General features: G+C 60.6%; 7 protein-coding genes and 1 other RNA gene. 7 read left to right on the forward strand and 1 reads right to left on the reverse strand.

What is annotated here, in order from left to right; all coding sequences use genetic code 11:
- Nucleotides 1-133 precede the first annotated feature (133 nt).
- Complete coding sequence (gene gyrA / locus AC04MI_RS21690; protein ID WP_476498664.1) at nt 134-2797, reverse strand: DNA gyrase subunit A; 2664 nt, start codon at nt 2795-2797, stop codon at nt 134-136.
- A 223-nt stretch (nt 2798-3020) separates the two neighbouring features.
- Between gyrA and ompA the strand changes: the two genes are divergently transcribed.
- The 7 genes from ompA to AC04MI_RS21725 all read left to right on the forward strand — a co-directional run.
- Nucleotides 3021-3665 carry an outer membrane protein OmpA gene (gene ompA, locus AC04MI_RS21695; RefSeq protein WP_060986328.1) on the forward strand — a complete coding sequence of 215 codons (645 nt, stop codon included), beginning with the start codon at nt 3021-3023 and terminating at the stop codon, nt 3663-3665.
- 90 nt (nt 3666-3755) lie between these two features.
- On the forward strand, nt 3756-4466 hold the full coding sequence (ubiG, locus tag AC04MI_RS21700) for a bifunctional 2-polyprenyl-6-hydroxyphenol methylase/3-demethylubiquinol 3-O-methyltransferase UbiG (protein ID WP_108497403.1): 711 nt from the start codon (nt 3756-3758) through the stop codon (nt 4464-4466).
- Nucleotide 4467: 1 nt separating this feature from the next.
- Nucleotides 4468-5142 (forward strand): HAD family hydrolase, encoded by a 675-nt coding sequence (locus AC04MI_RS21705; RefSeq protein WP_099730465.1) that lies wholly within the window; start codon nt 4468-4470, stop codon nt 5140-5142.
- Nucleotides 5143-5155: 13 nt separating this feature from the next.
- Nucleotides 5156-5542, forward strand: a transfer-messenger RNA (tmRNA) gene (gene ssrA / locus AC04MI_RS21710).
- Between the two features lie 377 nt (nt 5543-5919).
- Complete coding sequence (locus AC04MI_RS21715; RefSeq protein WP_056746325.1) at nt 5920-6387, forward strand: Spy/CpxP family protein refolding chaperone; 468 nt, start codon at nt 5920-5922, stop codon at nt 6385-6387.
- Nucleotides 6388-6404: 17 nt separating this feature from the next.
- Nucleotides 6405-6731 (forward strand): hypothetical protein, encoded by a 327-nt coding sequence (locus AC04MI_RS21720; RefSeq protein ID WP_436077144.1) that lies wholly within the window; start codon nt 6405-6407, stop codon nt 6729-6731.
- Between the two features lie 17 nt (nt 6732-6748).
- Nucleotides 6749-7321: response regulator transcription factor (locus tag AC04MI_RS21725; RefSeq protein ID WP_476498665.1), on the forward strand; the 573-nt coding region annotated here is incomplete at its 3' end.

Below are 7321 nucleotides of genomic sequence, written 5' to 3' on the forward strand. Positions count from 1 at the left end.
GCGGCGGGGCCTGCGGAGAAGTTGTAAGGGCGTGTCATGTTAGGGGCTAAAAAAGCATCAGGCGCTTATTCAATAAGCGCCTGATGCTTTGCTTTTGATAGCATTAGCGGGGCGTCTTCACGCCCTGCGGTGGTCAGGCGTCGGGGGCTTCAGGTGCGGAGGAAGTGCCACCGTCCGGGCTTGCATCCCCATCAGCTTCTGCATCCGTCACATTGGCGTCGTTCTCAACAATGCGCTGCAAGCCACTGAGCTTGGAGCCTTCGTCCAGTGCGATCAACGTCACGCCCTGCGTGGCACGGCCCAGTTCGCGGATTTCAGAAACGCGGGTGCGCACCAGCACGCCCTTGTCGGTGATCAGCATGATCTCGTCGTCCGCGTGCACCAGCGTGGCGGCAACGACCTTGCCGTTGCGCTCGCTCTGCTGGATAGCGATCATGCCCTTGGTGCCACGGCCGTGGCGGGTGTACTCGACGATGCTGGTGCGCTTGCCGTAGCCGTTTTCTGTAGCAGTCAACACACTCTGCGTTTCGTCTTCGGCGACCAGCATGGCGATCACGCTCTGTCCGTCTTCCAGCATCATGCCGCGCACGCCACGTGCCGCACGGCCCAGGGGACGCACATCGTTTTCGTCGAAGCGCACGGCCTTGCCACCGTCGCTGAACAACATCACGTCGTGCTTGCCATCGGTAAGGGCGGCACCGATCAGGTAGTCGCCGTCATCCAGGTTCACGGCAATGATGCCGCCCTTGCGCGGGTTGCTGAACTCGTCCAGTGCCGTCTTCTTCACGGTGCCCATGCTGGTGGCCATGAACACGTAGCGGTCCGCAGGGAAGCTGCGCATGTCGCCGGTGAGCGGCAGTACCACGTTGATCTTTTCGCCGTCCTGCAGCGGGAACATGTTGACGATGGGGCGTCCACGCGAGCCGCGCGAGCCTGCCGGCACTTCCCACACCTTGAGCCAATACAGGCGGCCACGGTTGGAGAAGCACAGGATGTAGTCGTGTGTGTTTGCGATGAAGAGCTGGTCGATCCAGTCGTCTTCCTTTGTCGCGGTCGCTTGCTTGCCGCGTCCGCCGCGCTTTTGGGCACGGTATTCGKWCAGSGGCTGGCTCTTGATGTAGCCGSTGTGGGAMAGCGTSACCACCATGTCGGTGGGYGTGATCAGGTCTTCGGTGGAGAGATCCTGTGCGCTGTATTCAACGATGGAGCGACGTGCGCCCAGCTTGTGCTGGCCGAACTCCTGCTTGATGGAGGTGAGTTCGTCGCCGATGATGACCGASACGCGCTCSGGCTTKGCCAGGATGTCSAGCAGRTCSTCGATSWCSGCCATGACYTCCTTGTACTCGGCRACGATCTTGTCCTGCTCSAGGCCSGTSAGGCGYTGCAGGCGCATCTGCAGGATTTCCTGGGCCTGSGTTTCCGACAGRCGGTASAGGCCGTCCKRGCCCATGCCGAAYTCSYKYTCCAGGCCSTCGGGGCGRTAGTCGTCGGCRTTGAYCACRCCRCCGTCWGCRCGCGWGCGCGTSAGCATCTCRCGCACCAGCTTGCTGTCCCAGSKGCGGGCCATSAGCTCRGCCTTGGCCACAGGGGGCGTGGGCGCGTTGCGAATGATGGCGATGAAGTCGTCGATGTTGGCCAAGGCCACGGCCAAGCCTTCCAGCACATGGCCACGGTCGCGTGCCTTGCGCAGCTCGAACACCGTGCGGCGAGTSACCACTTCGCGGCGGTGCTGCAGAAAGACSYYGATCAGRTCCTTCAGGTTGCACAGGCGGGGCTGGCCGTCAATCAGCGCCACCATGTTCATGCCGAACGTGTCCTGCAGCTGCGTCTGCTTGTACAGGTTGTTGAGCACCACCTCGGGCACTTCACCGCGCTTGAGTTCGATCACCAGGCGCATGCCGGATTTGTCCGACTCGTCCTGGATGTGGCTGATGCCTTCGATCTTCTTTTCGTGCACCAGCTCGGCCATACGCTCCTGCAGCGTCTTCTTGTTGACCTGGTAGGGCAGCTCGTCCACGATGATCGCCTGGCGCTGGCCACGGTCGATGTCCTCAAAGTGGCACTTGGCACGCATCACCACCTTGCCGCGTCCGGTGCGGTAGCCATCCTTCACGCCGTTGATGCCGTAGATGATGCCGGCGGTGGGGAAGTCTGGGGCCGGGATGATTTCCATCAACTCATCGATGGTCGTCTCGGGATTGCGCAGCATGTGCAGACACGCATCGACCACTTCGTTGAGGTTATGTGGCGGAATGTTGGTGGCCATACCCACCGCAATACCTGCCGATCCATTCACCAGCAAGTTGGGCAGCTTGCTGGGCAATACGAGCGGTTCTTTCTCGCTGCCGTCGTAGTTGGGGCCGAAATCGACAGTTTCCTTGTCGATATCTCCCAGCATTTCATGGGCGATTTTGGCCAGGCGGATTTCGGTGTATCGCATGGCCGCAGCGTTGTCGCCGTCCACGGATCCGAAATTACCTTGTCCATCCACCAGCATATGGCGCAACGAGAAGTCCTGCGCCATCCGAACAATGGTGTCGTACACCGCAGAGTCCCCGTGCGGGTGGTATTTACCGATCACGTCGCCCACGATACGAGCCGACTTTTTATAAGGCCGGTTCCAGTCGTTATTGAGCTCATGCATGGCGAAAAGAACGCGGCGGTGCACAGGCTTCAAGCCGTCACGCGCGTCGGGCAGTGCACGACCCACAATCACGCTCATCGCGTAATCGAGGTAACTGCGCCGCATCTCTTCTTCGAGGCTGATCGGCAGGGTTTCTTTGGCAAACTGGGTCATTGGGACGGCGGGGGCGGCAAAGGAGAGCCATTTTAGGCGTAAGACCGTGTAGCGACGGCGCAACATATCGAAGCAATTCAGGTTTTGTCCTACGGGCCCCGACCAGCGCGCGCAGCTTTTGCCCTGTTACGTATGGCACAATCGTTTGAACGCTTAGGGTGGTGGTCACCCCAGGCGTCCTGATTCGCAGCGCGGCTGCGGCTTTTTCCCCAAGAGGAGAACCATGAAGAAACTGAACAAAGTGGCGATGTTGTTTGCCTCTGCAGCGCTCGCAACCGCCGCTGGCGCACAAACCGTTGACAACTGGCGCGATGCTTCTGGCCAACTGGTCTGGAAGAACGGTACCAACGAATACTGCTGGCGCGATGCCAACTGGACGCCTGCTACGGCAGCTCCTGGCTGCGACGGTGCAATCGCTGCTCCCGCTCCTGCCGCTGCACCAGCTCCTGCTGCTGCTCCAGCACCCGCTGCCGCCCCTGCACCTGCTCCCGCACCAGCTCCTGCAGTCGCCACCAAGGTGACCTACGCTGCTGACGCCTTCTTCGACTTCGACAAGTCGGTGCTCAAGCCAGAAGGCAAGGCCAAGCTGGACGACCTGGTTTCCAAGGTCAAGGGCATCAATCTGGAAGTGATCATTGCTGTGGGTCACACTGACTCCGTCGGTTCTGATGCTTACAACCAGAAGCTGTCGGTGCGTCGTTCGGAAGCCGTGAAGGCTTACTTGGTGTCCAAGGGCATCGAAAAGAACCGCGTGTACACCGAAGGCAAGGGCGAAAAGCAACCCGTGGCTGACAACAAGACCGCCGAAGGCCGTGCGAAGAACCGTCGCGTGGAAATCGAAGTGGTTGGTACCCGCGCTTCCAAGTAATCTTCGGATTGCTTCACAAAAAAGCCCCGCTTGCGGGGCTTTTTTGCGTCTGGGGCTTTTCGCGCTCTCCCTTCATGGACAATCAGCGACATGATCGAAACCGTCAATGCAGATCCGGCCGAATTGGCCAAGTTTTCCGAATTGGCCCACCGATGGTGGGACCCGGACAGTGAATTTCGTCCATTGCATCAGATCAACCCGCTGCGGCTTGACTGGATTCACGGTTTGAGCGCCTTGACCGGCAAACGCGTGCTGGATGTGGGTTGTGGCGGTGGCATTTTGGCCGACTCCATGGCGCGCAAGGGGGCAGATGTGCTGGGTATTGACCTGGCAACCAAGGCGTTGCGTGTGGCGCAGTTGCATGCTCTGGAGGCTGGAACCCAAAACGTGCAGTACCGTGAAATCAGCGCTGAAGCGATGGCCTTGGAGCAACCTGCTGGCTTTGATGTGGTGACCTGCATGGAGATGCTCGAGCATGTTCCGGATCCCGCCTCGGTGGTCCGCGCTTGCGCCACCTTGGTCAAACCCGGCGGCTGGGTGTTCTTCTCCACCATCAATCGCAATGCCAAAGCCTTCATGTTGGCCATCGTGGGTGCGGAGTACGTGCTTAACATGCTGCCGCGCGGYACCCACGAATACGCCAAGATGATCCGCCCCAGCGAGCTTGCGGGGCATTGCCGCAGTGCGGGCTTGGATGTTCTGCACACCAAGGGCCTGGAATACAACCCCCTCACGCGTCGCTATTGGCTCAGCGCCAACACMAGCGTCAATTACTTGTTTGCCGCGCGTCGCCTGGGCTGATATGGCTACCGTTTTTCATGGCATTCGCGCAGTCCTTTTTGATTTGGATGGGACTCTGATCGACAGCGCACCAGACTTGGGGGCGGCCGCAGACAAAATGCGCACCGACCGAGGTCTGCCTTCGCTGCCCCCGGCCCGATATCGCCCCATGGCGGGAGCAGGGGCCCGCGGCATGCTGGCAGAAGCCTTTGGCATGGGGCCAGATCACCCAGACTTTGCCGTCATGCGCGAAGAGTTTTTCGTGAACTATGAAACTCGCATGACCGAGCAGACCACCATTTTTGAAGGTGTGCCTGAATTGGTGCGCCAGATTCTCGAACGTAACATGACGTGGGGTGTGGTCACCAACAAGGCTGCCCGCTTTACCGAACCCCTGACCCAGGCCATTCCGCTGTTTGCTACCGCTTCGGCAGTGGTCAGTGGCGACACCACGCCACACGCCAAGCCCCATCCCGCGCCCCTGCTGGAAGCGGCTGCGCGGTTGTGTGTGCCGCCGGAGCAGTGCATTTACGTGGGTGATGACGAGCGTGACATCGTGGCAGGTCTGGCGGCAGGCATGGGTACAGTGGCCGCCATCTACGGCTATTTGGGCGCCAAGACCGACCCTGCAGAGTGGGGCGCGCACGCTGCAATTAAATCTCCCAGCGAGCTCTTGCAATTGCTCGCGAACGCCTAAAATAAGAAGCCTAGGGGCTGTCCTGGTTTCGACGTGGGTTCGGGATCAGTGTGGTGCATGTCGAGCTTGAGTCACGCTCGTAAATCTCGATTTAACAAACTAACTGCAAACGACGAACGTTTCGCACTCGCTGCTTAATTGCCAGTGAGCCTTGCAACAGTTGGCCGATGGGCTGGGCAAGGGGGTTCKGAGCAATCAKTRCCTCCCGGCTGCAAGGATAATTACATGGGCTGGCTYCSATCCGGGTACCTTGGKTSGRGGCGAGAAAATAGGGTGCTGGCGGCCCATGTAGCGTGCGACTGCGCGACATGGGTAGCGAGATCCAAATCAGACCGCTAAACATGTAGATCTGCCTGACGAAGGCTTGCGGACGCGGGTTCAATTCCCGCCAGCTCCACCAAACATAAACCCCCAACTGGTAACGGTTGGGGGTTTTTCTTTTCCCACTGATTTTGTACTGCTGCGCAAGGATAGTTGCTTCCGTTCGCCCTTACCGAACTATTCGATGCACCTCCTGGCTCTGAGGCGTGACGTCTTTGAACCATGTCCCTCAATGGCAATCCGCAGTGGCTGTATATCCCCGGCTTCGCGTTGTAAACCCCTGAAAAAATCGGCTAACACGCTGCCGTTCGCGCAGTCAACCACCTGTCAACGTGCTTCGCCAACACAGCCCAAGAAACAAAATGAAATAAACCGAAACTGGCTCGAGACCACGTTCCAAGCCGCTGCGCGCACCATCAGGGTCATGTTCCATACCGTCTTTGAAAGGACAGCATCATGAAACCCTGGATCAAGAAAACGCTGATGGGCATTTTTGGTGCGTCCATCGCGGTGGGTGGGCTGACGGCCTGCTCCAGCGGGCACCACCAGCGCGGCCCGATGACTGCGGAAAAGATGGCGGAAGTGCGCGGCAAGATGGTGGACCGGGTGAGCAGCAAGCTGGATCTGAACGAGGTACAAAAGACCAAGCTCAATGCCTTGGCCGATCAACTGGAAGCCCAGCGCGCAGCGTTCGTCGGCAAGACGGCAGACCCCCGAGCCGAGGTGCAGGCCATTGTGGCGGGCGACAAGTTTGATCGGGTGCGGGCGCAGTCCCTGCTCGAAGACAAGACGCGTGCGGTGCAGGCCCACAGTCCCGCGGTGGTCAATGCGATGGCCGACTTCTATGACAGCCTGAACCCTGACCAGCAGCAAAAAGTGCGCGAGCTGATGCAGCGTCGCAAGGGCTGGATGGCCCGCGGGTGATGGGCGGGGAGCATTGCATGTCACCCACGCTGGAACCTATCCACCGCCTCGCCCAGGGCGTTCGTGTGCACGGGCCCGCGCTGCTGTCGGGCATGCCGGAGCCTCACGATGAGCTGATGTCGCTGGTCTGGGGGCCGCGCTTTGACCGCGAGCATGCGATAGGCCTGGTCGCTCGCCAGCCCTCGGTGGCGGCCCACACGCTGCCTGCCCTGCTGGCGGCTGCCGACCATTTTGATGCGCTCCATGCCGGTGCGCAGGGCCGTTTGCGGCGACTCATCGTGCGACACCGCGCATTGTGTGCGGCTGGCGCTTCTGTCGATACCGCCCTTGGGGAGCGCGCCTGACGGTGTGAGAATTGCTCATGCACCGCATATTGTTGATTGACGACGACGCGCAGTTGGGCGCTCCCCTGGCCACTTACTTCCAGCGTTTTGAACTGGAACTCGTTCATGCACTTCGGCCCAGCGACGGCTTGGCACAGCTGACGGCCGGCGGGTTTGACGCTGCCATCCTCGACGTGATGCTGCCCGAGATGGACGGGTTTGAGCTGTGCCGCACCATCCGCAAGCAGGGCGACCTGCCCATCGTGATGCTGACCGCGCGCGGCGAGGTGATGGACCGGGTGGTGGGGCTGGAGTTGGGGGCTGACGACTATCTGCCCAAGCCCTTTGAGCCACGTGAGCTGGTGGCGCGCCTGCAGACGGTGTTGCGCCGGCGCAGGGCGCCGGGGCAGGGCGTTGCCGCGGGCGCGCTGGAGTTCGAAGGCCTGTCCATCGACGCAGCGCGCCGCAGTGTGCAGCGCCATGGTGTGGTGGTGGAGCTGACCGGCACGGAGTTCGACCTCTTGCACCTGTTGGCGCGCGAGCCCGGCAAGGTSTTCAGCCGCGACGACATCCTGAACCAGCTGCGTGGTCATGAGGCCGAGCTGTACACC

The sequence above is a fragment of the Acidovorax sp. LjRoot204 genome, assembly GCF_056175785.1.

Excerpts from the sequence above, each read along its gene's own strand:
- AC04MI_RS21720 (WP_436077144.1), top strand. The coding sequence starts at position 6,405 with ATGTCACCCACGCTGGAACCTATCCACCGCCTCGCCCAGGGCGTTCGT.
- AC04MI_RS21715 (WP_056746325.1), top strand. The coding sequence starts at position 5,920 with ATGAAACCCTGGATCAAGAAAACGCTGATGGGCATTTTTGGTGCGTCC.
- AC04MI_RS21705 (WP_099730465.1), top strand. The coding sequence starts at position 4,468 with ATGGCTACCGTTTTTCATGGCATTCGCGCAGTCCTTTTTGATTTGGAT.
- ompA (WP_060986328.1), top strand. The coding sequence starts at position 3,021 with ATGAAGAAACTGAACAAAGTGGCGATGTTGTTTGCCTCTGCAGCGCTC.